Raw genomic sequence first — 23,007 nt, forward strand, 5'->3', positions numbered from 1 at the left:
GCTGATCCGGGTCGAGCGTACCGGCGCGGGTGGGCCCGGCCGCGACCAGCTTCGCGATCGCGGCGTCCGGCCCGGCTCAGCCCGCCGAGGCGGCGTCGTCCTCGTCGGCGCGGAAGAATCCGGCGCGCACCAGCAACCGGTGCAGCGCGGCGTTGACGATGTCGGGGAACTGCAGGTGCGGCATGTGGGCGGCTTCACCGAGGCGGATCAGTTCGCTGTTCGGCAGCTCGCGGGCGAGGGCGCGCGAGTTGCGGAACGGGATGACCAGGTCGTGCGCGCCGCCGAGCACCAGCACCGGAAGCCCGGCCAGCGTAGGCAGGGCGGCCGATTCGTCGTGCAGCTCAATGGCTTTCAGGAACTTCACGATCGTCTCCACCGGGGTGTCGTCGATCATCAGCGTGGTGAATCTGGACAGCGTCGGGCTGACCGGGCCGCGGAACGAGCTCACGTGCAGGATCGGCGTGATCAGGTGCCGCACCGTGGATCGCCCGGCCTGCACCAGCGCGGGCGCGGTGTGCACCGCGAGCCGGAAGCCATCGATCGCCGGGTTGCGCATCAGCTGGGTGATGCCCGCCCCGGTGACCTCGGCGGCCGCCGTGGAGAGCAGCGCGATCGCGATCACCCGGCGCGCGAACAGCTCGGGGAACTGGGCCGCCGCCGCGAGCACGGCCATGCCGCCGAGCGAATGACCGACGAGCGCGACCGGTCCGGTGGGCGCGGTCGTCTCGACGACGGCCGCCACGTCGCGGCCGAGCTGCGCCACGGTGCAGCTCTCGGTCGTCGGCGTGCCGGAACGTCCGTGCCCGCGCAGGTCGAAGAACACCAGGCGGACCTGTGCACCCCAGCGCTCTTCGAGATCGCGCCGCTGGAAGTGGAAGGACTCCATGCTGTTGCAGAAGCCGTGCACGAAGACGACGGTCAGCGGCGCGTCGGCCGGACCGCATTCGCTGGTGGCGAGCCGGACGCCGTCCTCGGTGATCACCGCTCCGGTCCGGTCCTCCGACATGAGCGCGAAGTTCTCGTCGCGGTATTCGTCGCGGCGTGCGGGCCAGAGCACCCTGGCGCCAGCGCGGCGCAGCGCGTGCGCACCGGCGAGCGCGCCGACCATACCGGCGGTCGCCATCCCGCCGCGCCAGATGGTCGAGTGATTGTTGTTGCCCCGCACCGCTTTCGGACGTCGCTGTCGCATCGAGATCCCCTCACCTGTCAGCGGAACACGTGACGAGTCCAGCACACGGTGTCAGCACGGGCAAGCTCAGTTCGCTCCGACATGGCGCCGCGCGACCCGTCCGCGCGGCGAGCACACGATCTCGTAGTGGATGGTGCCGAGCAGGTCGGCCCAGTCCTGCGCGACGGGCTCGCCCGCGCCGCCGCCGAACAGAATCGCGGTGTCGCCCTCCGCGACGCCCGCGGCATTGTCGCCGAGGTCGACGACGAACTGGTCCATACACACCCGCCCCACGTTGGGGCGCCGCATCCCGCCGAGCCACACCTCGAAGCGCCCGCTCAGCGGGCGGAACACGCCGTCGGCGTACCCGGCGGGGATCAAGGCGACAGTGGTGTCGTGCGGGGCGATCCACTGGTGGCCGTACGAGACGCCCTCGCCGGCGGCCACCCGTTTCACGAGCGCGACCTTGGCTTGGAAGGTCATCGCGGGGCGCAGCCCGAAATCGCCGAGCTCCGGGATCGGGCTCAGGCCGTACACCGCGATGCCGGGGCGCACCATGTCGAAGGCCAGGTCGGGCCGGGTGACCGCGGCGGCGGAGTTGGCCAGGTGCGCGACCTCGGGCCGCAGACCGTGCCGCTCGGCCGCGGCGATGGCCTCGACGAATCGGTCGCGCTGCACGTCGAGGAACGGGTGGTCGGGCTCGTCGGCGTGCGCTAGGTGGGAGAAGATCGCGCGGAAGCGCACGACGCCCTCCGCGACCAGGTCCCGCAGCGCGGCGAGTACCTGCGGATATTCGTCCGGGGCGATGCCGTTGCGGTTCAACCCGGTGTCGACCTTGAGGGTGACCGTCGCGGTCCGGCCCGTCCGCCGCGCCGCCGCCTCGACCGATCGCAGATGCGCCAGCGAGGAGACACCGATCTCGATATCGCCCGCGATCGCGGCGGCATAGTCGGAGCCGGAGTTGTTGAGCCAGCACAGAATCGGCGCGTCGATCCCGGCCGCCCGCAATTGCAGGGCCTCCGGAATCGTGGTGGTTCCGAGCTCCCGAGCCCCCGCCGCTAAAGCGGTCCGCGCGACCTCCACCGCGCCGTGGTTGTAGCCATCGGCCTTCACCACCACCATCACCGCGGCGTCGCCCGCGTACTCGCGCAGAACCCGCACATTGTGGGCAATGGCATCAAGATCGACGACCGTCTCCACTTGCGCACTCACGATTGCCGATCCTGCCACCCCGGGAATGCGCGCCGCGAGGGAGTACCGATTCCGCAGGTCATCGAGGTATCGGGGGTACCGGCCAGCAGGTCCCGGCCACGCCCTCGAAGCCCGTTCGAACGGGCCGAGCACGGCCTGAGAAGTGAAACAATGACGTCCATCGGGGTGGCACTCCCCCTCGTCAACCCGGCTATCGTGCGCAGCCACTCTCCGGCAATCACCACGCATCGGTCCAGGCCCAGACCCGGGCGGCCGAGCGGCGGAGAGGTGAACGTGACGCCTGCCCGACGAACTTTGCGGCGGAGCGGGCGCGGCCGCTCGAATCAGCTTCGACCCCGGGTCGAATATCGGCATCGATGGCACGCCGGGGCGAGCTCGGAACGCACCGACTTCGACCGATACGCATCAGCGTCGCTCCGCCGTGTCGGGCACGGCGCAGTCGCGATGTGGAGCGAGATCACCGCAGCGTTGGGCAGCGGTGCGGATCGCCGCTAGGAGATGGGCGAGGTCACCGCAGCGACGGACAGCGCGACAGCTGGTCGTCGCCCACTCCCCGCACGCGGCTGCCCCGAACTGGGCCGACGCAGTTCACCCAGCAGCGTTAGGCACTCAACGAACGCAAAGTGCGAATCGCTGCTCGGAGATGAGCGAGAAGCGGGGACGCCGACGTGGGAGCCGCGACAGGGTGGTTCTCGTGGGCGGCGAGGTTGGCGGCCAGAGCATGCGCGCGGGCGGCGGCCGCGGCGGACCATGCCGGGTCGCGGCCCGCGGCGAGCAGGGCGCCGATGATGCCGGAGAGGACGTCGCCCGCGCCCGCGGTGGCGGCCCAGGAACCGCCCGCCTCGTTGATCAGCACCGGCCGACCCGGCGCGGCCACCAGGGTGGCTCGGCCCTTCAGCAGGACGGTGACCTGCCACTCCTCGGCGAAGTCGCGGACCGCGCCGACGCGGTCGGCGCCCACCTCCCGCCCGGTGAGCCGGGCGAATTCCCCGGCGTGCGGTGTCAGCACCGTCGGCGCGGTCCGGCCGCGCACCAGCTCGGGTGCAGAGGCGAGCAGGGTCAGCCCGTCGGCGTCCACCACCACCGGCAGGTCGGTGGCGAGGATCCGCTCCAGTCGTTCGCGCGCGTCCGCGTCCGTGCCCGAACCCGGCCCGAACACCCAGGACTGCACTCGCCCGGTGTCGGGGACGTTCTGCGCCGCAATCACTTCCGGGAAGTGTGCGAGTACCTGCGCCGAACCGGTACCCGCGTAGCGCACCATGCCGGAGGTGGCCGCCACCGCGCCGCCGGTGCACAACACCGCCGCACCGGGATAGGTCGCGCTGCCCGCGCAGATTCCGGTGACACCCTGGGTGTATTTGTCATCGGTCGGCCCCGGCACCGGCCACAGCGCACCGACCCACCCCGGTTCGAGGGCAGCGAGATTCGGCTCGGGGAGCCGCAAACCGATGGGCACCAACTCGATTCGTCCGCACCACGGCGCGGCCAGCGCGTGCACCGGCTTGTAAGCGCCGAAGGCGACCGTCACCGCCGCGCGCACGGCGGGCCCGGCCACCGCACCCGTGTCCGGGTCGACCCCGCTCGGCAGATCCGCCGCCACGATCGGAACATCCACCCCCGCAACGAGTTCCGCGGCGCGTGGCCGCAACGGACCGCGCCCTGAGATACCGACGATGCCGTCGACGACCAGATCGGGCGCGCCCAGCTCCGCACGCACCCGGCCGCCCGAGGCGCGCAGCGCGGCAAGGCCTTTCGTGTGCGCGCGGGCTGGATCGAGCAGCACCGCCGTCACCTCCACGCCCCGTCGGCGCAGTTTCGAACCCGCCCACAGGGCGTCACCACCGTTGTCGCCGGAACCGACGAGCAACGTCACCGACCGCCCCGCGACGCCTCCCGTGCGCGCTCGCAGCTCATCGGCGACGACCGTCGCCAAGCCGTGCGCCGCGCGCTGCATGGGCATCCCCTCGGGCACCCTGGTGAACAATTCGGCCTCGGCCGCGCGCACTTCGTCGGCGGTGAAATAGCCCCGTCGATCGGACATCGGCGCCTCCACTGGTTCGGGACCTGCGTGCCTCGGGCCGTCCGCCCGCACGTCCGGACACTACCGAATGGGGCCGCGAAATCCGCCGTGCCGCAAGCCCCGGCGGTTCCCAGCCCATCCGGCGACTAGGCTCGGACATCATGCCGATGGTCAGCCGCGCCAAGCCCGCCCCGTTCGTCACCGCGTTCGCCCTGACGGCGACGCTGATGCTGGCAGGCTGCGGCTCCGACGATTCCGCCACCGAGCCGACCACCACCGGGCGGGCCACGTCGGCGACCGCCGCACCGACCGGCGAGCGCAAGGGGAGCAGCGTCACCGTCGACGTGGATGACATGAAGTTCTCCCCCGAGAACGTCACCATCGGCGTCGGCGACACCGTCACCTGGAAGTTCTCCGACAAAGCGCCCCACTCCGTGCAGGGCATCGGCGACAAGGCCATGGGCATCAACAGCCCCATCTTCGACAAGGGCGAGTGGAGCTACACCTTCACCCAGCCCGGCACCTTCCGCTACCTGTGCACCCTGCACCCGGAGATGCGCGGGACCGTCACCGTTCAGTAGTTTCCGTCACACCGCCCTGGTCCGCACACCGCAGGCGGATGCCCCGTGTTCAGCGCTTCGACGGCCGCGACGAGCGGCGCGAGTTCGGGGTCGGCCGCGGACTGTCCGAGCGCGGCAGCCGGAGCCGACCCCTGGGCCGAGATCTATTCGACCGTTACCGATTTCGCCAGGTTCCGCGGCTTGTCGACGTCGTAGCCGCGGGCCTGCGCCACCTCGGCGGCGAAGATCTGCAGCGGGACCGTCGAGAGCAGCGGCTGGAACAGAGTCGGCGCCGAGGGGATTTCGATCAGGTCATCGGCGAACGGGCGCACCGTGTCGTCGCCCTCCTCCGCGATCACGATCGTCCGCGCGCCGCGCGCCTGGATCTCGCGGATATTGCTGAGCAGCTTGGAATGCAGCACCGCGCGGCCCTTCGGCGAAGGCATCACCACGATCACCGGAAGTCCGTCCTCGATCAGCGCGATCGGGCCGTGCTTGAGCTCACCCGCGGCGAAGCCCTCGGCATGCATGTACGCGAGCTCCTTGAGCTTGAGCGCACCCTCCAGCGCCACCGGGTAGCCCACGTGGCGGCCGAGGAACAGCACGGTCGGCACATGCGCCAGCTCCCTGGCGATCGCCCGCACCTGCGGCGCCGTCTCCAGCACCCGCTCGACAAGCTTCGGCATGGCCTCCAGCTCGCGGAACTCGCGCGCCACCTCGTCGGGGTACTTGGTGCCGCGCGCTTGCGCCAGCGCCAGACCCACCAGGTAGTTCGCCGCCACCTGCGCCAGGAACGCCTTGGTGGAGGCGACGCCGATCTCCGGGCCGGTGCGGGTGTAGAGGACCGCGTCGGACTCGCGCGGGATCTGCGCGCCGTTGGTGTTGCAGATGGCGAGCACGCGCGCCTTCTGCTCCTTGGCGTGCCGCACTGCCTCCAGCGTGTCGGCGGTCTCACCGGACTGCGAGATCGCCACCACCAGCGTCGACCGGTCCAGCACCGGGTCGCGGTAGCGGAACTCACTGGCCAGCTCCACCTCGACGGGCAGGCGCGTCCAGTGCTCGATCGCGTACTTGGCCAGCAGGCCCGCGTGGTACGAACTGCCGCACGCCACCACGAAGACCTTGTCGAACTCGCGCAGCTCCTGATCGGCGAGCCGCTGCTCGTCCAGCACGATCCGGCCGCCGGACTCGTCGGTGGTGAAGTGCCCGATCAAGGTGTCGGCGACCGAGGTCGGCTGCTCCTCGATCTCCTTGAGCATGAAGTAATCGTGGCCGCCCTTCTCGGCGGCCGCCAGATCCCAGTCGATGGTGAACGGCCGGGTACGCACCCCGTCCTCGGAGCCCGCGAAGTCGGTGACCTCGTAGCTGTCCGAGGTGATCACCACGGCCTGGTCCTGACCGAGCTCGACCGCCTCGCGGGTGTGCTCGATGAACGCGGTCACGTCCGAGGCGATGAACATCTCGCCCTTGCCGACGCCGACAACCAGCGGGGTGCTGCGACGCGCCGCGACGATCACACCCGGGTGGTCGGCGTGGGTGAAGACCAGCGTGAACGCGCCCTCCAGGCGGCGAAGCACGGCCAGCGCGCTGGCCGGGAAGTCGCCCGCGGTCGGACCGACGGCGTAGGCGCGGGCCACCAGGTGCACGGCGACCTCGGTGTCGGTGTCGCTGGACAGCTCGACCCCGGCGTCCTCCAGTTCGCGCCGCAGCGGCGCGAAGTTCTCGATGATGCCGTTGTGCACCACCGCGACCTTGCCGGAGACATCCCGGTGCGGGTGTGCGTTGCGGTCGGTCGGCGCGCCGTGCGTGGCCCACCGCGTGTGCCCCATACCGGTGGTGCCCGCGAAGTTCGCGAACCCGGTCTCGGCCAGCTCGGCCTCCAGATTGGCCAGCCTGCCCGCCTTGCGCTCCACCGCGAGAGCGCCCTGTCCGTCCAGGATCGCGACGCCCGCGGAGTCGTACCCGCGGTATTCCATGCGGCGCAAGGCGTCAACGACGACGCCGAGCGCGTCCCGGTATCCGACGTAGCCAACGATTCCGCACATGGCTCACCAGAGTACTTATCGGATAACGTTCACGTCGTGTCGGCGTCTGTGAAATCGCTACTGAGCACCCTGACCAGCCGCGGCCCGCACCGCGTGCTGCGGGGGAACCTGGCCATCGCGGGCCAGCCCGGGGTCGTCTATACGCCCGAAAACGGACTCGGCCTGCCCGCCGTCGCCTTCGGGCACGGCTGGCTCACCGGCGTCGGCAACTACCGTGAGCTCCTCGAACACCTCGCGTCCTGGGGTTTCGTCGCCGCCGCCCCCGACACCGAGCGCGGCCCGATTCCGTCACACCTCGGCCTCGCGACCGACTTGCTCACCACCCTCGACATCTGCACCGGCGTCCGCCTCGGCGACGGCGAGATCAGCGTGCACCCCGACAAGCTCGCCCTGGTCGGGCACGGTATGGGTGCGGGCGCCGCCGTCATCGCCGCGGCTCAGCGAAAGGTCGCCGCACTCGCCGCCCTCTTCCCCGCGCCGACCGCCCCCTCCGCGGAAACCCTCGCCCCCGACCTCGAAATCCCCGCCCTCATCCTGGCGGGCGCCACCGACGTCTCCTCCGTCAGCTCCAACGCGCTCCCCCTCACCACCGCGTGGGGCGGCGAAGCGGTGCTGCGCACCATCGACGGCGCCTCCCACAACGGCATCATCGAGGGCCGCCGCGCCCTCGCCGCCCTCGGCGCGGGCAAGCACGAAGCCAAAACGGCCCGCACCACCCGCGCCCTGCTCGTCGGCTACCTCAACTACACCCTCCTCGGCGACAAGACCTACAAGCCCTTCGCCGACCCGGAAGCCGCCATCCCCCACACCCAGCTCGTCGACCCGAACGCGCCGCAGGAAGAAGAGGAACGGCCGAAGCTCTCCATCGGCACCGTCGCCCAGTTGCTGCGGAAGTAAGAGGAGCGCGCCGCCCGCTCGGACGCGACCGGCGCTCCCGCCTTCAGATCAACCAGCTCTTCCGTCGGTAGTACTCCGACTCGGGATCGTCGTCCTCGTCGATCGGCGTGACGACGTCCTTCGACTTGCGCGCCGCGATGGAGCGCGCGATCGCCTCGCGCTGCTCGCGCGCCTCGGCCGCGAGTCGTTCCTGCTCGGCCCTGGCCTCGACCTCTTGCCGTTCCTTCTCCTCGGCCTCGGCTTGGGCCTTGGCGATTTCCTCGCCGTGCTCTGCCCAGAACTCCCGCATCGCCGCCGCGGACTGCTCCGCGAGTTCGCGGCTCTTGTCGGCCGTCCTCCGGTTTATCTCGATCAAATCTTCGGAGATCGCTGCGGATATCCGACGGCACTCGTCGCCGATCCGGTCCATCTCCTCGGCGTAATTCACCATGACTGCACTCCTAGCCGATCCCGATCATGCTGCCTCGGCCGGATTCACAACGGTCCCGCCTCGGCCAACTGCGCACCGCTGTCGAACGGCTCTTCCGGTTCCGCGTCCTCCTCCACAACGGGCGCCGGAATCGGCTCCGGCTTGTACTCGCCGTCCTCTTCTCGCTTCCCACCCGGCGGAACCGACGGAGTCGCACCGGGATTGCCGGTACCGCCCTCTGGATTCTGACCACCGTCGGCGGGCTTGTCCTCCCCGGGAGGAGGCGTCTCGCCCTCGCCAGGCTTCTGCTCCGTATCCGTGATGACCGGGTTGCCGTTCTCGTCGAACTTCATGCCGTATTCGTGCGACGTGCCATCGGGATCGGTAGCGACCAGCTTCAACTGTCCGTCCGGTCCCATTTCGACCGTCAGATGCTTTCCCGCGAGATCGAACTCGGCCTTCGCCTTGTCGTCCTTGTTCTCCTCGTCGGTCTTCGCGTCCTCTTCCGACTGCTTGGTCACTTCCTCCAACTGCGCCAGCGCCGTGTCGACTCCGTCTTGGATGACGCCGCTCAGCGCGCTCAGACCCGAACTCAACCCCGTGGCAAGGGTGCTGGCCGCCGAAGAGAGCGACGAGGCCAAGCTCGCAAGACCCTCCAACGACGTCGATTGCGTCGAGTCATCGTCATCGTCGTCAGTCGTCGTGTCATCCGGCGAGGTGCTCGGACCAGGGGTGCTTGGCCCGGGGCTTGGGCCTGGGCTGGGTCCCGGACCTGGTTCTCCCGGCGAGGGATTGGTCGTCTTGGGCGTTCCGGCAGGTCGGGGATACGGCTCCTCGGAGATCTTCTTCACCGCGGAGATGATCAGATCGTATGCTTCGGTGACCTTGGTATCCGTCTGGTTACAGGCTTCGAGGAATTTCGTAGTTTTCGCCGCGTAGTCCGGCTTGAAGACGTTGTCCAGCCAGTGTTTGCATCTGTCTTTGATCATTTGCTCATATGGCGAGCCAGGGAAGATCACGCCGCCCATGAATGTATTTGTGGCCCAACCCGTAAGGCCGTCTTTGGCCCCTTCCAGCATGTCAGGGAAGATACGCACGACCTTATTGGCTTCACTGTCCCCGGACCAAGTGTTGGTCCACGATACGCCCTGCGCACCCGAGATGATCGCGTCTATATCCTCCGCCGATTTGCCGTCGATCCTTACATGCTCCCCATTCTCCAAAATTTGGAGAACCTGATCCGACTTGATTTTGACGGCAGCCCGGAGGCTCTGCGGCGCCTTTTCGAAAGCCCCGAGGATTTCCTGGGCGATCTTGGAATCCGCTTCGGCCAACCTGAGCTGAGTGGACATCATGCTCAGCGCCGCGGTTGCCGCGTCACCCTGCCATGCCTGCGAAATGCTCTGCGATGTCTTCGATTGCGTACCGTACTGCTCTTGCATCGCTTTGACGACCTCTTTCAAGGCGTCGATCGTATTCGTAAGCTTGTCCTCGTTCAGGCCGTTCTGCTCGTAGTACCGCTTGTGCAGCGCTTCATAGCTCTGCAGGCTGCTGGGCAAATCACCGAAGGCTCGTTTGTAACGCGGCTCGAAATCTTCGAAGTACAGCAGCATTTTCGATCCGTAGTCCAGCAACTGCACGATAGTGCTGGACACGGGAGCATCAGAAGTCATTCTTCGGTCCCCCAGGTCACTTGTTGTTCAGTTCGCTGGCACGCTGTTCGTCCACGGTGGAGTAGCTGACCACCGCGGCGCCGATCACGTCCGCGGTGGCACCACTCGCGTTGGACCAGTCATCGATGCGCTGACGCAACGCCTCGAGGCCGCTCTGGATGTCTTTGCCTTTGCCTTCGTATTTCGTTCCGGCGTCGCCCGGCCCGAAGAGGTTGTCACTGATCTTCTTGATCTGATTCTTGACGACGTCGGTCGACGCCTGAAGCTCGTTGCTCAACCTGCCGAGCTCACCGGTCTTGACACCAAGCGTGCTACTCGTGTTGGTCATCAGTACGGGCCCCTCCGTAGTCGCTTCGTCCGATCCCCAGCTCGGAACCCTAGAGAACCTAGGCGCGCCGAGTATCGCCATACCTTCTTCGACGCGTTCGGCCTTCACTCGGTTCCGTCGGATCCATGCGATTCGCCGCTGTCGTACACAGAAACCTACTGCGCGGGGCGGCGCGGCTCAATCGGGGCCGCTGCGCGCGGACGCAGGTTCCGATGATCCGCACGGTGATGTGCGGATCATCGCAGCCTGCGGCCTGGTTCACCCCTCTATGGGGTCGGCGTTCGGGGGCCGTATGGGAGGTGAGTGTAGTCGGCGCGTCGGAGTCACGTGGTGGCGCGCGTTTTCGGCCTCGTGATGGGATTCGTTCGGCCGAGTCGGGTGGCTCTCGTTGGCGCGGAGTCCTGTGAGCCACACGACGACTCTCGGAAGAGTCTGTGGCGGGCGCCTTTTGGTAGTGCGCCCGCCGGCCGACGGGGACTACTCCCCGATCTTGCCCTGGTCGGTGCGGACCCATTCGGAGGAGCCGTCGGGGTGGCGGTGGAATTCCCAGGCGGCGTAGTCGCCGTCCTTTTCCACGACGGTGACGTGGTCGGCGAAGCCGTCGTGGTCGTAGTCGGTCCAGACCTGCATCGAGTCGTCGCCCTGGGTGGTGATGGAGTCCAGGATGCCGTCGGCGTTGATGTCCTGGGTGGGCTCGTTCAGTTCGACCGCGCCGAGGCCGCCCAATGGAGTGGACGCATCGATGTCGGGTAGATCCATGCCCGGGAACTCGCCGGACGTGATCATGGCTCCTCCTCGGACGGGACTCGTGCGATGGTGCGGAACTCCCGCAGTCGCGGGGAATCACACCATCCTGTCATCCACGAGTCCCTGGCGCAGCCCCCGACCCGGTCGCGGTGGTCACTTTTTCGGAATCACCAGCCAGAGAACGAGGTACAGGATGAACTGCGGGCCGGGCAGCAGGCAGGACAGTACGAACAGCAGCCGGACGATGCCTGCGTTCCAGCCGAAGTACTGTGCGATGCCGCCGCAGACTCCGGCGATCCACTTGTCGTGGGAGGTGCGGGTGAGGCGGCGGGCAGGTGCGGTCATCGGTCTTCCTTCTCTGGTGTCGATCGCTGTGCCATCCACTCTCCGTGTGAACGCGCCCGCGCACATCGGTCGGGTGACCCATCGGGACCCTGAATTCTCGGCGCCCCGCCTCAGGGTGAAACCCCGAGTACGAGCGCGAATCCAATGCACTCGGTGTTCGACGGCGGTCTGCGGAGTGCGACCCCGTGCGGCGCGCCGACGCGAACACGGCAGACTTCTCCGGGTGAGCACCACTTTGCATGCGCGCGGACTCTCCGCCGGACACGGCGAACGCACCCTGTTCGACGAGCTCGATCTGACGCTCGCCCCGGGTGACGTGATCGGCCTGGTCGGCGTCAACGGCGCGGGCAAGTCGACGTTGCTGCGCATGCTCGCCGACCGCACGGCGCCCACCGGCTCGATCACCCTCAGCCCTCCGGACGCGACGGTCGGCTACCTGGCGCAGGAGCCGGAGCGGATTCCCGGCGAAACCGTCCTCGAGTTCCTCGGCCGCCGGACGGGCGTCACGGCGGCGCAGCACGCCATGGACTCCGCCGCGGAACGGCTCGCCGAGGGTGGCGCGGACGACTACACGCCCGCACTGGAACGCTGGCTCGCGCTCGGCGGAGCGGACCTCGACCAGCGGGCCGAGGAGGTCGCGTCCGATCTCGGTCTCACCGCGAGCCTCGCGAGCGGGCTGGACACGCCGATGACCGGCCTCTCCGGCGGTCAGGCGGCACGGGCCGGTCTGGCATCGGTCTTGTTGTCCCGCTTCGACATTCTGCTGCTCGACGAGCCGACCAACGATCTGGATTTGGACGGACTGGCTCGCCTCGAGCAGTTCGTCACCGGCGTGCGCGTGCCGCTGATGGTGATCAGCCACGATCGAGAGTTCCTGGCGCGCACCGTGAACCGGATCGTCGAACTGGATCTCGCGCAGCAGCAGGTGGGTGTCTACGACGGCAGCTACGAGTCGTTCCTGGCCGAACGGGCGATCGCCCGCCAGCACGCCAGGGACACCTACGAGGAGTACGCCGACACCAAGTCGAGCCTGGAGACGCGTGCGCAGATGCAGCGCAACTGGCTCGAGCACGGTGTGCGCAACGCCCGCCGCAAGGCGCGCGACCCGAAGAAGCTGGATTCCGACAAGGCGGGTCGCAAGATGCGCGCGGAGTCGACCGAGAAGCAGGCGGCCAAAGCCCGTCAGACGCAGCGCCGTATCGAGCGGCTGGAGGTGGTGGAGGAGCCGCGCAAGGAGTGGGAGCTGCGGATGTCCATCGCCTCCGCGCCGCGCAGCGGGTCGGTGGTCGCCACGGTCTCCGACGCGACGGTCACCCGCGGTGACTTCACCCTCGGTCCGGTGACGACCCAGGTGGACTGGGCTGATCGGATCGTGCTGACCGGTGCGAATGGTTCCGGCAAGTCGACGTTGCTCGCGCTCCTGCTCGGCAAGATTCAGCCCGACTCGGGGACCGCCATGCTCGGCTCCGGCGTCGAGATCGGCGAGGTCGACCAGGCGCGCGGGCTCTTCCGCGGAACCGGTTCCCTCGCAGACACTTTCGGCGCCGAGATGCCGGACTGGCCGGACGCGGAAGTGCGTACGCTGCTGGCCAAGTTCGGGCTGCGCGGGCCACATGTGATGCGTGCCTGCGACACTCTCTCGCCCGGCGAGCGCACGCGCGCCGCGCTGGCGCTTCTGCAAGCACGCGGAGTGAACCTGCTCGTGCTGGACGAGCCGACGAACCACCTCGACCTGCCCGCGATCGAACAACTCGAGCAGGCCGTCGAATCCTTCACCGGCACAATGCTGCTGGTCACGCACGACCGGCGGATGCTGGATTCGGTCCGCGCGAACCGGCGTTGGCATATCGAGAACGGCAAACTCACCGAGAACTGACCGGCTTACCCGCGCCGTGGGGCCTGGGAGTTGGATAACCATCGCCTACCGCCCCCTCATCGCGCACCGGATGGGTTCGACGAAGTTCTCGGGTCGCAGGTACACGTCCGTGGCGGTGGCGTAGTAGACGGTCCAACCGTCCGCCGAGAGCCAGTGGTGCCGCAGATCGTCGCGCGCTACCGCCGCTTCGCCGGAATGCCATGCCACGCTGTCGTATTCCAGGCCGATTCGCCACTCCGGCCAGCCGAGGTCGAGTCGCCGGAGCCCGTTTCTGGTCAACACCTCGACCTGCGGCTCGGGGCGCGGCAGTCCGGCGTCGATACAGCGCAGCCGCGTCCGTGACTCCATCGGCGACTCCGCACGACCATCCGCGAGTTCGATCAGCTCCACCGCATGCACATAGCCGCGACGTCCTCGATGCCGTTCACTTTCCGCGAGCAGTGACGTACGGGAAATGCCGAGGTGTAGTGCGGAGTCCAAGGTCGCCAACGTGTCCAGCCGGTCGGCTGTCCGCGCGACGTCGACCGCGGTGCGGATGGCGTTCGTCGCCACGATGCCGTTGACCAGTTCCAGATCCCCCGGCTCGGTCCGATCGCTGTGCACTACCAGGCGGGCGGTCCGCGATCGTTGAGCGCCGAGGACGTGCGTTGCTCGGCTTTCGCACACCGCGAAACCGTGTAGTTCTGCGGCGGTCTCGTAAGCGGCGGCCAACGACTGGGCTCCGATCGACAGGCGCGCGGCCTCCACCCGCAATTGCGGGGTCGGCGGTGTCGCGGCTTCGCGATACACGCCGTGGAACACGCGCACCCATTCGCCGCGGTCCACGCGAGCGCGCACTTCGGCGCGGGTGTACTCGCACAAGGCCTGCCAGGCGGTGAAGGCGCCGAATTGCTTGTCTCGAACTTCCGTCAGTCCCGGTCGCATGGGACCACCGTGGACTATGTGCGCCGCGGCGTGGATTCGGTGACCTGCGGAAACTGTTGGGCGGTGGATAACTTCGAGTCTGTGGACAACTCACCAGAACGCAACCACAGCCGGTCGACCACCTCGGAAGCCGAACCGCCCCCACCCAACCGCGGGAGGTAAGGAACAGCCCCTAAACCGACGCAACCCTCTTCGCCAGATCATCCGCAAGCTGCTTCGCCTGCACCGGATCGGTCGCCTCCACCATCACCCGCACCAACTGCTCGGTACCGCTGGGACGCAACAGAACCCGTCCGGAATCCCCCAGCACGCGCTCGGCTTCCGACACCGCGTCGCGCACCTCCGGTGCGGCAGCGACCGCCACCTTGTCGTTCACCGGGACGTTCAACAGCACCTGCGGCACGGTCTGCAGCACGCTCGCGAGGTCCGCGAGGGTGCGGCGCGTCTGGGCCATCCTGGCCATCAGGCGCAGGCCGGTGAGGATGCCGTCGCCGGTGGTGCCGTACTTGGGGAAGACCACGTGACCGGACTGCTCGCCGCCGAGGCTGTATCCACCGCGGCGGAGTTCCTCCAGCACGTAGCGGTCGCCGACGGCGGTGGTGCGCAAGGCGATTCCGGCCTCGCGCATCGCGATGTGCAGGCCGAGGTTGCTCATGACGGTGGCGACCAGCGTGTCGCTCGCGAGTCGGCCCGCCTCCTTCATCGCGAGGGCGAGAATCGCGAGGATCGCGTCGCCGTCGACGACATTGCCCTCGGCGTCCACGGCGAGGCAGCGGTCGGCGTCGCCGTCGTGGGCGAGCCCGAGGTCGGCGCCGTGCTCGCGCACCGCACGCTGGACCTGCTCCAGGTGGGTCGAGCCGCAGCCGTCGTTGATGTTGAGGCCGTCGGGTTCGGCGTTGATGGCGAACACCGTCGCGCCCGCCTCGCGATACGCGGCGGGACCGACCTCGGCAGCCGCGCCGTGCGCGCAGTCGACCACCACGGTGAGCCCGCTCAGGTCCTGGCCGGTGGCCTCGACCAAGTGCTCGACGTACCGCTCGTGGGTGCCTTCCAGGCTGTATTGGTCCGGGATGACCAGCCCGTGGTCGCGCGCGCCGGAGGCGTTCAGCACCCGTCCGATATCCGCGCCGGTCGGGCGTGCGGTGGCGTCCCCGGCCACCAGCGCCTCGATCCGGTCCTCGATGGCATCGTCGAGCTTGTGACCGCCCGCGGCGAAGATCTTGATGCCGTTGTCCGGCATCGGGTTGTGCGAGGCGGAGATCATCACGCCGAGACACGCGTCGTAGAGACCGGTGAGGTAGGCGACCGCCGGTGTCGGCAGCACCCCCACCGAGAGCACGTTGACACCCGCCGCGGTCAGTCCTGCGGTCACGGCGGCTTCCAGCATCTCGCCGGATGCTCGCGGGTCGCGGCCGACCACCGCGAGCGCACGCTTCTTGCCACGGCCGAGTACCTGCGCCGCTGCTCCGGAAACCCGCAGTGCCAGTTCCGGACTCAGCGATCCATTGGCAAGCCCGCGGACACCGTCGGTGCCGAACAAACGTCCCATACCTCGCCCCTCATCGGTGGTTTCGCGACATGCGATGGGCCCGCAGGCGTCGGCCTGTGCAACCGTGCAGGGCCCGCGAACGCCGCGACTCAATACAGCGAGAGCAGGCGACCAGCGGTGCTGGAAGCCTGCTCTCGTACAGCTGCCGCGCCGACCATACCGCCCCCGGCACCTCCCAGGTGCCGGTTGGCGGTGATCGACGAAGCCAAAATCAGCGCTTCGAGTACTGAGGCGCCTTACGCGCCTTCTTCAGACCGTACTTCTTGCGCTCGGTGGCACGCGGGTCACGGGTCAGGAAGCCGGCACGCTTGAGGGCGGGACGGTCCTCGGGGGTGACCTCGATCAGCGCGCGGGCGATGGCCAGACGCAGGGCGCCTGCCTGACCCGACGGGCCGCCGCCGACCAGGCGGGCGTGCACGTCGAAGGACTCGGTGCGCTCGACGGTCACCAGCGGCGACTTCACCAGCTGCTGGTGCACCTTGTTCGGGAAGTAGTCCTCGATGGTGCGGCCGTTGAGCACGAAGTTGCCGGTGCCGGGCAGCAGGCGGACGCGGACGACGGCCTCCTTGCGGCGGCCGACGGTCTGCACCGGGCGGTCGATGACGACCGGGGCGTAGGCGGCGGGCTCGGCCTCGTAGCCGTAGTCCTCCTCCACGACCTCGACGGCGGCCTCTTCGGCGAAGTCCTCGTTGAATTCCTCGGGAGCGGTCACTGGGCCACCTGCTTGATCTCGAACGGAACGGGCTGCTGAGCGGCGTGCGGATGGGTCGGGCCCGCGTAGACCTTGAGCTTGCCCGCGATGGCGTTGCCCAGCTTGTTCTTCGGGATCATGCCCTTGACGGCCTTCTCCACGAGACGCTCCGGACGGGTCTCCAACACCTGACCGACAGTGCGCGACTTGAGGCCGCCCGGGTGTCCGGAGTGGTGGTGGATGAGCTTGTCGGTGCGCTTGTTGCCGGAGATGGCAATCTTGTCCGCATTGATGATGATGACGAAATCGCCACCATCGAAGTTCGGCGCGTAGGTCGGCTTGTTCTTGCCACGCAGCAGATTCGCTGCCTGGACGGCAAGACGGCCGAGCACTACGTCAGTGGCGTCGATGACGTACCACTTACGGGTCACGTCACCCGCCTTGGGGCTGTACGTAGGCACAGTGCTTCCCTGTCTGTCGTCGGTGTTGCCGGCCAAGCGTGCGGTAGAGGTGGTCCCGGCGGCCGGTTGAGACCCGGGCCTCGGTGTACGACCTGGTGATCCACGAAGAATCGCCCGATCGCCCACACGCCAACGCAGAACGATACCAGGAAGGTATCGAGGGACCCGAATCCGGTCAGATCTCGACCGGGGCCCCGGGATCGATCGCGCCCGGCGGCCCGGGCACCACGTACCGAAGCGTGTCCATGCTCGGCGGCGCGCATTCCGACTCCGACGAGGGCACCCGCACCGTGGCAATTCCCTGCCTGCGATCGCCGGGCGCGACGTGCGGCGTCAGCCCGCAGGACACGGGAGCAGCCTCATCGATTACTACGCGAATCGGCTCGCCTGCGCCGGTGAGCTCGACCCGTTCACCCTCGGAAGGCATGGCGACCACGGCCAGCGCCACCGCGCCCACCACCGCCTGCGCGCCGAACAGGTTGCCCTTCATCTTGTTCCAGAGCTTGCCTTTGCGCTCCTGGCCGTCTTCGTCGTCGTCCTCGGCGGACGGCTGCTGCCAGGAACCCTGGTGGCTGGGTGGCGGATACGGCGACCGCGGACCGGGCGGCTGCGAGCTGGGCGCCTGATGCCCCAGCACGGTGGTCCGCTGATCCTCGGGGTGCTGCCCGGGCGGCCTGGTGAATCGGCCGCCCAGCTCTGCCAGATTCGGCGGCAGACCGCGCGCCATGTCCTCGCGTGTGACGCGAGTGGTCGGCTCCTCGCTGGGCGGGGGTTCGGGGTTCGGCGGGGCGGTCGGGTAACCGGGCCCGTAGGTGACCACGGGCGATCCCGGCGACGACTGCGGACCGAGGTCGGGCCGCTGCGCCGTTTCCGGTGGACGCTGCGCGTGCTCGACCGGTCGTTGCGGCGGTTCGGCAGGACGCTGCGGTTCGGCAGGACGTTGTGGTTCCGCCTGCCACTGCTGCGGCTGGTGCTGAGCAGGTGCCTGCTGCGGCGAGGAATAGTCGTTCCGCGGCGCGGCCTCGGCGTGCCTGCCCCCCTGTTCCGGCTCTCCCGATTCGCTGTCGGTGACCAGCAGATGGGTGGCTCCGAGCACCAACGCGTGCATCGGATGGTCGGCGACGTGCAGCCGATGGCCGAGGTGGTTCTGGAAAGCGAACCGCAACGCCTCGTTGAAGCAGACATTGCCGCTCAGCAGCACCGTCGAAGTGTCCGCCCCGATGGAGCGAGCCGCGGCCATGACCTCGATCACCACGTTGTCGGCCGAGCGCGCATCGCGCATCGCGTCGCTGGTCACCGGCACGTCGACGGATTCGGTGGGCTGCTCGTCGTCCCCGTGCACCGCGACCACCAGCATGGTGCGACCGTCGGAGTAGACGCCGGTCGCGCCGACGCCGTGCGGGTTGCGCTTGTCGGGCGCACGCACCAAACCGAGGGCACGCACGTACCCCGACAGCGCGACGCTCTCGGGCAGCGGTTCCACCACCACGTCGAGCGTCTCGACGAGCTCGGCGTACACCTCGACCTTCTCGTCCGGCCAGCCGTCCGGGAAGGGCAGCGCCACCACGTCCGGTTTGCCGCGCAGGTATTTACCGATGGACGCGAGCGGGTTGTACATGCGGGCACGGAAGACCATTTCCGCAGGCCAGGTCGCTCCGGCCACCACGATCTGCGGGTGACCGAGGATGTCGCGCACGTCGGCGATGGCCATACCGAGGTCCGGACGCTGCCGGTCGACCCCGGCGGTGTGCAGCCTGCCCGACGAATCCGCCAGCAGATACGCCGGCGGCGTATACGTACCTTCCACCTGCACCGGCCGGATCGGGGTTCGCCCGCCGCCCGCTGCCACGGACACCACATCCCAACCGAGATGCACTGCCCCTACTCGCACCGTCACAGTCATAAGTGTGCCTGCTGTGCGAGCGACATGCGCGCGATCCCAGCCGACCCCAGGTCGTGGCGGTTCGAGTAGGTAGTCACGCCGCGGACTTCTTCAGCCGCAGCCGCTGCCAGGTCGCGAATGCGAGCAGCGCGGTGATCACCAGCAGCAGTGTCACGTCGAGGATCCAGATGCCCGCCGTGTGATCCCAGAGTTTGTCCTGCTGGGCGTTGGCGAAGATCGTCTTGATATCGACCGTCGACGAGCCCGCCGCGTAGCCCCAGCGCGAGGGAAACACCCAGGACAGCTGTTCGAGCACGATCCGGTCGGTGACCGGGATGAGTCCGCCCGCCATCACCAGCTGCACCATGATCATCACGACGAGCATCGGCATGACCTGCTCGTTCGACTTCGCCAGGCTAGAGATCAGCAAACCGAACACCACACAGCACACGGCGGTCAGCGCGATGTCGATGTACAGCTCGACGCTGCCCGAGGACAGCACCGACCCCGCTCCCGGCGGGTTCTTACCGGCCAGCGTGATCCCGACCAGCACCGCCGCCTGGAGGAACGCGGTGACACTGAACACCGCGATCTTGGCCATCAGATATGCCGAGGGCAGCAGGCCGACCGCCCGCTCGCGGTAGAAGATCGTGCGCTCGCCCACCAGGTCGCGCACGGTCAGCGTGGCGCCCATGAAGCAGGCGCCGAGAATGAGCACGACGAGCAACTGCTGGGTCTCGCCGCCGCCGACGCGCACGATCTCGCCGGTGGGCAAGGTCGTCAGTCCGCCGGGCGCGAAACCGTTCTTGCCGGGCACCACCAGCGAGAGCACACCGAGAATGAACGGCAGCAGTAAGAGGAAGACCAGATAGCCGCGGTCGGCGAAGATCAGCCGGATCTGTCTGCGCACCAGTGTGGAGAACTGTTTGAACCCGCTCGACTGCGGCGGGCTGCCCACGGGTCCGTAGCGCGGCGGCGGTGGCGGCGGTGGCGCGAACGCCTGTCTGGATCGATAGGCCGCGAACGCCTGGTCCGGATTGGCCGCCACGTTCGCGAAGATCTCGGCCCAGTCGCTGGTACCCAAGGCCCCGCCGACACCGGCCGGATGCCCGCAGAACGCGGTCTTGCCGCCCGGCGCCAGCAGCAGCACCTGATCGCACATGTCCAGGCAGGCCACCGAGTGGGTGACCACGATGACCACGCGACCGGCGTCGGCCAGCTCGCGCAGCATCACCATGACCTGGCGGTCCAGCGCCGGGTCCAGACCCGAGGTCGGCTCGTCCAGGATCAGCAGCGAAGGGCCGGTGAGCAGTTCGAGCGCCACCGAGGCGCGCTTGCGCTGACCGCCGGAGAGCCGGTCCACCCTGGTGTCGGCGTGTTCGGTGAGCGAAAGCTCTTTCAGCACACCGTCGATCACCTGCTGGCGGTCGGCCTTGGTGGTGTCCGGCGGCAGTCGCAGCTCGGCGGCGTAGCCGAGCGCCTGGCGCACCGTGAGCTGACGGTGCAGCACGTCGTCCTGCGGGACCATGCCGATACGGGAGCGCAGCGCCTCGTACTCGGCGTGCAGGTTGCGTCCCTCGAAGGTCACCACGCCGCCGGAGGGCTGGGTGGTGCCCGCGATCAGCTTCGACAGCGTCGACTTGCCCGCACCCGACGGGCCGATGAGCGCGGTCAGCGTGCCGCGGCCCGCCTGCATGTTCACGTCGACGAGCAGCTGCTTGTTGCCCTCGACGGTGAATCCGACGCCGTGCACGTGCAGCCCCTGCTCGGCGACCGGCTTCTGCCGGTGCACCAGGGTGCCCTGCTGGACGACGAAGTCGATATTGCCGATGGTGACGATGTCGCGCTCGCGCAGCACCGTGCGTTGCTGGCGGGTGCCGTTGACGAAGGTGCCGTTCGCCGAGCCGAGATCCTCGATGGTGAGGCCCTCGCCTGCCGCGACGAGGCGAGCGTGCTTGCGGGAGGCCAGCGGATCGTTGACGACGATCTGGTTGTCGGTGGTGCGGCCGATGGCGAGACCGGCGGACGGGATCCGGTCGGCCCTGGCGATCGGCGCGGTCGACGCCCTGGTGCGCAGCGGCGGCAGTGCCGAGGTGTCGGCCTTGGTGGTCATGTTGAAGTTGGGCTGCTGCGGTGTCGGCTGCGAGGGCGGCTGGTGCGCCCCGACAGGTTGGTGCGCAGGCGGCGACTGGTGCGGCGGCGGCTGATGCGACGGTGCAGGCTGATGCGATGGCTGCCCGACCGGCGGACGGTTTGGATGCTGATAGTTCGGCCGTTGCGCCTGCTGCGGCTGCGAAGACGGTTGCGCCACCTGGGTTCGCGCGTGCCGGACCGGTGCCGCGGCGGGCAGCAGGTGCAGCAGCGGACCGCTGATCGCGTCGCCGAGCCGGACCTGCGTCGGCCGGTCGATCGACACCGGCTGACTCAGCCGGCGAGCGTCCACGAAAACGCCATTGGTACTGCCGTTGTCGGTGAGAACCCAGCCACTCCCCTGCCAGGCCAGTGTCGCGTGCACTCGTGACACCAGCGGGCTGTCGACGAACAGCGTCACCTCGGGCGCGCGGCCCATAGTGACTTGCTGATTCGAATCGAAGACCCGTTCAGTTCCATCATGGCGCACGGTGATGGTCTGCGCCCCCGGTAAAGACATGCAGCGGATACTATGCCATCAACCGGACATCGGCGGTGCCCCCGACGCGCCTCTCGCCCCGATCCGGCGACCGATGTGAAGGTTCTACCGGCCGACTAGGGGGAGCTTTGCCGAAACTCCAAGCGACCGCTGTCATTACGGTTGCGCTGTGCGCGATGGCCCTGCTCGCGGGGTGTACGCGTGCGGTGGACGGCCGTGCGGTCTCGGTGTACGACGACCCGTTCAGGGTCGCCGGATTGCCGACCACGAGCGGGCCGAGCGGGCCGCGTCCCGGGGCACCCGACACCGACCTCACCGCGATCAACGGCGACCGCGGCGCGACCGACACCTTGGCGCTGAACGCCATCGATGACATCCAGACCTACTGGCGCGCCGAGTACGGCAAGGAGTTCGACGGCGAATTCGTTCCTGTCGAGCGGCTCATCTCCTGGAGCGCGAAGGCGCCGCGCACCGACGCGCCGGAGTTCTGCAAGGAGACGACCTACCGACTGGTGAACGCGGCCTTCTGCCGCCTCGACAACTCCATCGGGTGGGACCGCTCGGTGCTGCTGCCCACCATGGAGGACACCTTCGGCAAGATGGCCGTCGTGATGGTGCTGGCCCATGAGTACGGGCACGCCATCCAGTCGCAGGCCAAGATCGTCGATGCCAAGGATCCGGTGATCGTCAAGGAGCAGCAGGCCGACTGCTTCGCAGGGTCGTTCATCCGTCACGTGGCGGAGGGCAAGTCGAAGCACTTCACCATCAACACTTCCGACGGCCTGAATTCGGTGCTCGCTGCCACCGTCGCGATCCGCGACTCCGACCCCGACGACCCGGAGAGCGTGCACGGCTCGGCCTTCGAGCGGGTCACCGCGGTGCAGATCGGATTCACCGACGGCCCCAAGGCGTGTAAGGGCATCGACATCGACGAGATCAACCAGCGTCGCGGCGGCCTGCCGCAGACGCTGGGCGGCAGCACCGGCGAGTACCCCATCGACAAGGAAAGCCTGATCGAGCTCACCAAGGCGCTCGCCGCGATCCTGCCCATCGAAGACCGCCCGACCTACAACTACAACGGCGCGAAGATCGACTGCCGCGACGGCACCACCACGGCACCGGTCTCCTATTGTCCCGCCGAGAATCTCATCGCCACCGACATCGCCGAATTGGCCAAACGCGGCACCGCCGACGTCGACCAGGACAACCCGCTGCCGCTCAAGGTGACCGGCGACTACAACGGCTACGTCGTCTTCATCGCCCGCTACACCCTCGCGGTGCAGCAGAGCCACGGCCAGTCGCTGGTCGGCGCCAAGACCGGGCTGCGCGCCGCCTGTCTGGCAGGCGTGGTCACGGGCAAGCTCGCCGACCCGAATCGCCAACGCACCCAGGGCGACATCTCCCTGGCCGCGGGCGATCTGGACGAGGCGGTGTCGGGCCTGCTCACCGACGGCCTCGCGGCCAGCGATGCGCAGGGCAAGACGGTACCGAGCGGATTCGCCAGGGTGGACGCCTTCCGCGCGGGCGTGCTCAACGGCGAGAACACCTGCATGTCGCGGTACTCGTAGGCCGCAGCAGGCGAATGCGTCGA

The 23,007-nt window shown here is 68.4% G+C and carries 19 protein-coding genes; 4 read left to right on the plus strand and 15 right to left on the minus strand.

Annotated features, from left to right (window positions below):
• Window positions 1–76 precede the first annotated feature (76 nt).
• The 3 genes from NL1_RS01090 to NL1_RS01100 all read right to left on the minus strand — a co-directional run bounded on the left by NL1_RS01090 (window position 77) and on the right by NL1_RS01100 (window position 4,421).
• Window positions 77–1,189 carry an alpha/beta fold hydrolase gene (locus tag NL1_RS01090; RefSeq protein WP_084510208.1) on the minus strand — a complete coding sequence of 371 codons (1,113 nt, stop codon included), beginning with the start codon at window positions 1,187–1,189 and terminating at the stop codon, window positions 77–79.
• A gap of 66 nt (window positions 1,190–1,255) precedes the next feature.
• Window positions 1,256–2,380, minus strand: a complete 1,125-nt coding sequence (alr, locus tag NL1_RS01095) for an alanine racemase (protein WP_245673033.1) — start codon at window positions 2,378–2,380, stop codon at window positions 1,256–1,258.
• A gap of 601 nt (window positions 2,381–2,981) precedes the next feature.
• Entirely contained in the window at window positions 2,982–4,421 is a 1,440-nt protein-coding gene (locus NL1_RS01100; protein WP_067833237.1) for an NAD(P)H-hydrate dehydratase, read from the minus strand.
• Between the two features lie 140 nt (window positions 4,422–4,561).
• Here NL1_RS01100 and NL1_RS01105 point away from each other — a divergent pair, with 140 nt between their 5' ends.
• Window positions 4,562–4,981 carry a cupredoxin domain-containing protein gene (locus NL1_RS01105; protein ID WP_084510202.1) on the plus strand — a complete coding sequence of 140 codons (420 nt, stop codon included), beginning with the start codon at window positions 4,562–4,564 and terminating at the stop codon, window positions 4,979–4,981.
• 143 nt (window positions 4,982–5,124) lie between these two features.
• Here the strand turns inward: NL1_RS01105 and glmS are convergent, their stop codons facing one another.
• The gene (gene glmS / locus NL1_RS01110; protein ID WP_067833062.1) at window positions 5,125–7,005 is read right to left on the minus strand and encodes a glutamine--fructose-6-phosphate transaminase (isomerizing); all 1,881 of its coding nucleotides are present in this window, start codon (window positions 7,003–7,005) and stop codon (window positions 5,125–5,127) included.
• 36 nt (window positions 7,006–7,041) lie between these two features.
• Here glmS and NL1_RS01115 point away from each other — a divergent pair, with 36 nt between their 5' ends.
• Window positions 7,042–7,902 carry an alpha/beta hydrolase gene (locus NL1_RS01115; protein ID WP_067833065.1) on the plus strand — a complete coding sequence of 287 codons (861 nt, stop codon included), beginning with the start codon at window positions 7,042–7,044 and terminating at the stop codon, window positions 7,900–7,902.
• A gap of 43 nt (window positions 7,903–7,945) precedes the next feature.
• Here NL1_RS01115 and NL1_RS01120 read toward each other — a convergent pair whose 3' ends face one another.
• From NL1_RS01120 to NL1_RS01140, 5 genes are all read right to left on the minus strand, one after another.
• On the minus strand, window positions 7,946–8,332 hold the full coding sequence (locus NL1_RS01120; RefSeq protein ID WP_067833068.1) for a hypothetical protein: 387 nt from the start codon (window positions 8,330–8,332) through the stop codon (window positions 7,946–7,948).
• A gap of 44 nt (window positions 8,333–8,376) precedes the next feature.
• A complete protein-coding gene (locus tag NL1_RS01125) occupies window positions 8,377–9,966 on the minus strand; it encodes a hypothetical protein (protein WP_067833071.1) in 1,590 nt (529 codons plus the stop codon).
• 34 nt (window positions 9,967–10,000) lie between these two features.
• The gene (locus NL1_RS01130) at window positions 10,001–10,312 is read right to left on the minus strand and encodes a hypothetical protein (protein ID WP_067833074.1); all 312 of its coding nucleotides are present in this window, start codon (window positions 10,310–10,312) and stop codon (window positions 10,001–10,003) included.
• Between the two features lie 477 nt (window positions 10,313–10,789).
• On the minus strand, window positions 10,790–11,098 hold the full coding sequence (locus NL1_RS01135) for a DUF6802 family protein (RefSeq protein ID WP_067833077.1): 309 nt from the start codon (window positions 11,096–11,098) through the stop codon (window positions 10,790–10,792).
• A gap of 114 nt (window positions 11,099–11,212) precedes the next feature.
• Window positions 11,213–11,404, minus strand: coding sequence for a PspC domain-containing protein (locus NL1_RS01140; RefSeq protein ID WP_067784968.1), 192 nt, complete (start codon window positions 11,402–11,404; stop codon window positions 11,213–11,215).
• A 223-nt stretch (window positions 11,405–11,627) separates the two neighbouring features.
• On the opposite strand from NL1_RS01140, the gene NL1_RS01145 reads away from it, so the two are divergent.
• The gene (locus NL1_RS01145; RefSeq protein ID WP_067833079.1) at window positions 11,628–13,280 is read left to right on the plus strand and encodes an ABC-F family ATP-binding cassette domain-containing protein; all 1,653 of its coding nucleotides are present in this window, start codon (window positions 11,628–11,630) and stop codon (window positions 13,278–13,280) included.
• 45 nt (window positions 13,281–13,325) lie between these two features.
• Here the strand turns inward: NL1_RS01145 and NL1_RS01150 are convergent, their stop codons facing one another.
• The 6 genes from NL1_RS01150 to NL1_RS01175 all read right to left on the minus strand — a co-directional run bounded on the left by NL1_RS01150 (window position 13,326) and on the right by NL1_RS01175 (window position 21,437).
• Complete coding sequence (locus tag NL1_RS01150; protein WP_067833082.1) at window positions 13,326–14,204, minus strand: type IV toxin-antitoxin system AbiEi family antitoxin; 879 nt, start codon at window positions 14,202–14,204, stop codon at window positions 13,326–13,328.
• A 172-nt stretch (window positions 14,205–14,376) separates the two neighbouring features.
• On the minus strand, window positions 14,377–15,753 hold the full coding sequence (gene glmM, locus NL1_RS01155) for a phosphoglucosamine mutase (protein ID WP_067833085.1): 1,377 nt from the start codon (window positions 15,751–15,753) through the stop codon (window positions 14,377–14,379).
• A 211-nt stretch (window positions 15,754–15,964) separates the two neighbouring features.
• Window positions 15,965–16,465 carry a 30S ribosomal protein S9 gene (rpsI, locus tag NL1_RS01160; RefSeq protein ID WP_084510203.1) on the minus strand — a complete coding sequence of 167 codons (501 nt, stop codon included), beginning with the start codon at window positions 16,463–16,465 and terminating at the stop codon, window positions 15,965–15,967.
• Window positions 16,462–16,905: a 50S ribosomal protein L13 gene (rplM, locus tag NL1_RS01165; protein ID WP_067833240.1), complete on the minus strand. Its 444-nt coding sequence runs from the start codon at window positions 16,903–16,905 to the stop codon at window positions 16,462–16,464. The genes rpsI and rplM overlap by 4 nt, the downstream gene beginning before the upstream one ends.
• A 175-nt stretch (window positions 16,906–17,080) precedes the next feature.
• Complete coding sequence (locus NL1_RS01170) at window positions 17,081–18,808, minus strand: hypothetical protein (protein ID WP_067833088.1); 1,728 nt, start codon at window positions 18,806–18,808, stop codon at window positions 17,081–17,083.
• 73 nt (window positions 18,809–18,881) lie between these two features.
• Complete coding sequence (locus tag NL1_RS01175) at window positions 18,882–21,437, minus strand: FHA domain-containing protein (protein ID WP_067833091.1); 2,556 nt, start codon at window positions 21,435–21,437, stop codon at window positions 18,882–18,884.
• Window positions 21,438–21,592: 155 nt separating this feature from the next.
• Between NL1_RS01175 and NL1_RS01180 the strand changes: the two genes are divergently transcribed.
• Entirely contained in the window at window positions 21,593–22,984 is a 1,392-nt protein-coding gene (locus tag NL1_RS01180) for a neutral zinc metallopeptidase (protein WP_067833094.1), read from the plus strand.
• The last annotated feature ends 23 nt before the right edge of the window (window positions 22,985–23,007 follow it).

It is taken from the genome of Nocardia lijiangensis NBRC 108240, from assembly GCF_001613045.1.
Taxonomy (GTDB): domain Bacteria; phylum Actinomycetota; class Actinomycetes; order Mycobacteriales; family Mycobacteriaceae; genus Nocardia; species Nocardia lijiangensis.

What these genes read in the sequence shown, in the direction of transcription:
- NL1_RS01090 (WP_084510208.1), bottom strand. Translation starts at nt 1,189, where the DNA reads ATGCGACAGCGACGTCCGAAAGCGGTGCGGGGCAACAACAATCACTCG.
- NL1_RS01100 (WP_067833237.1), bottom strand. Translation starts at nt 4,421, where the DNA reads ATGTCCGATCGACGGGGCTATTTCACCGCCGACGAAGTGCGCGCGGCC.
- NL1_RS01105 (WP_084510202.1), top strand. Translation starts at nt 4,562, where the DNA reads ATGCCGATGGTCAGCCGCGCCAAGCCCGCCCCGTTCGTCACCGCGTTC.
- glmS (WP_067833062.1), bottom strand. Translation starts at nt 7,005, where the DNA reads ATGTGCGGAATCGTTGGCTACGTCGGATACCGGGACGCGCTCGGCGTC.
- NL1_RS01120 (WP_067833068.1), bottom strand. Translation starts at nt 8,332, where the DNA reads ATGGTGAATTACGCCGAGGAGATGGACCGGATCGGCGACGAGTGCCGT.
- NL1_RS01130 (WP_067833074.1), bottom strand. Translation starts at nt 10,312, where the DNA reads ATGACCAACACGAGTAGCACGCTTGGTGTCAAGACCGGTGAGCTCGGC.
- NL1_RS01135 (WP_067833077.1), bottom strand. Translation starts at nt 11,098, where the DNA reads ATGATCACGTCCGGCGAGTTCCCGGGCATGGATCTACCCGACATCGAT.
- NL1_RS01140 (WP_067784968.1), bottom strand. Translation starts at nt 11,404, where the DNA reads ATGACCGCACCTGCCCGCCGCCTCACCCGCACCTCCCACGACAAGTGG.
- NL1_RS01150 (WP_067833082.1), bottom strand. Translation starts at nt 14,204, where the DNA reads ATGCGACCGGGACTGACGGAAGTTCGAGACAAGCAATTCGGCGCCTTC.
- glmM (WP_067833085.1), bottom strand. Translation starts at nt 15,753, where the DNA reads ATGGGACGTTTGTTCGGCACCGACGGTGTCCGCGGGCTTGCCAATGGA.
- NL1_RS01170 (WP_067833088.1), bottom strand. Translation starts at nt 18,808, where the DNA reads ATGACTGTGACGGTGCGAGTAGGGGCAGTGCATCTCGGTTGGGATGTG.
- NL1_RS01175 (WP_067833091.1), bottom strand. Translation starts at nt 21,437, where the DNA reads ATGTCTTTACCGGGGGCGCAGACCATCACCGTGCGCCATGATGGAACT.
- NL1_RS01180 (WP_067833094.1), top strand. Translation starts at nt 21,593, where the DNA reads ATGGCCCTGCTCGCGGGGTGTACGCGTGCGGTGGACGGCCGTGCGGTC.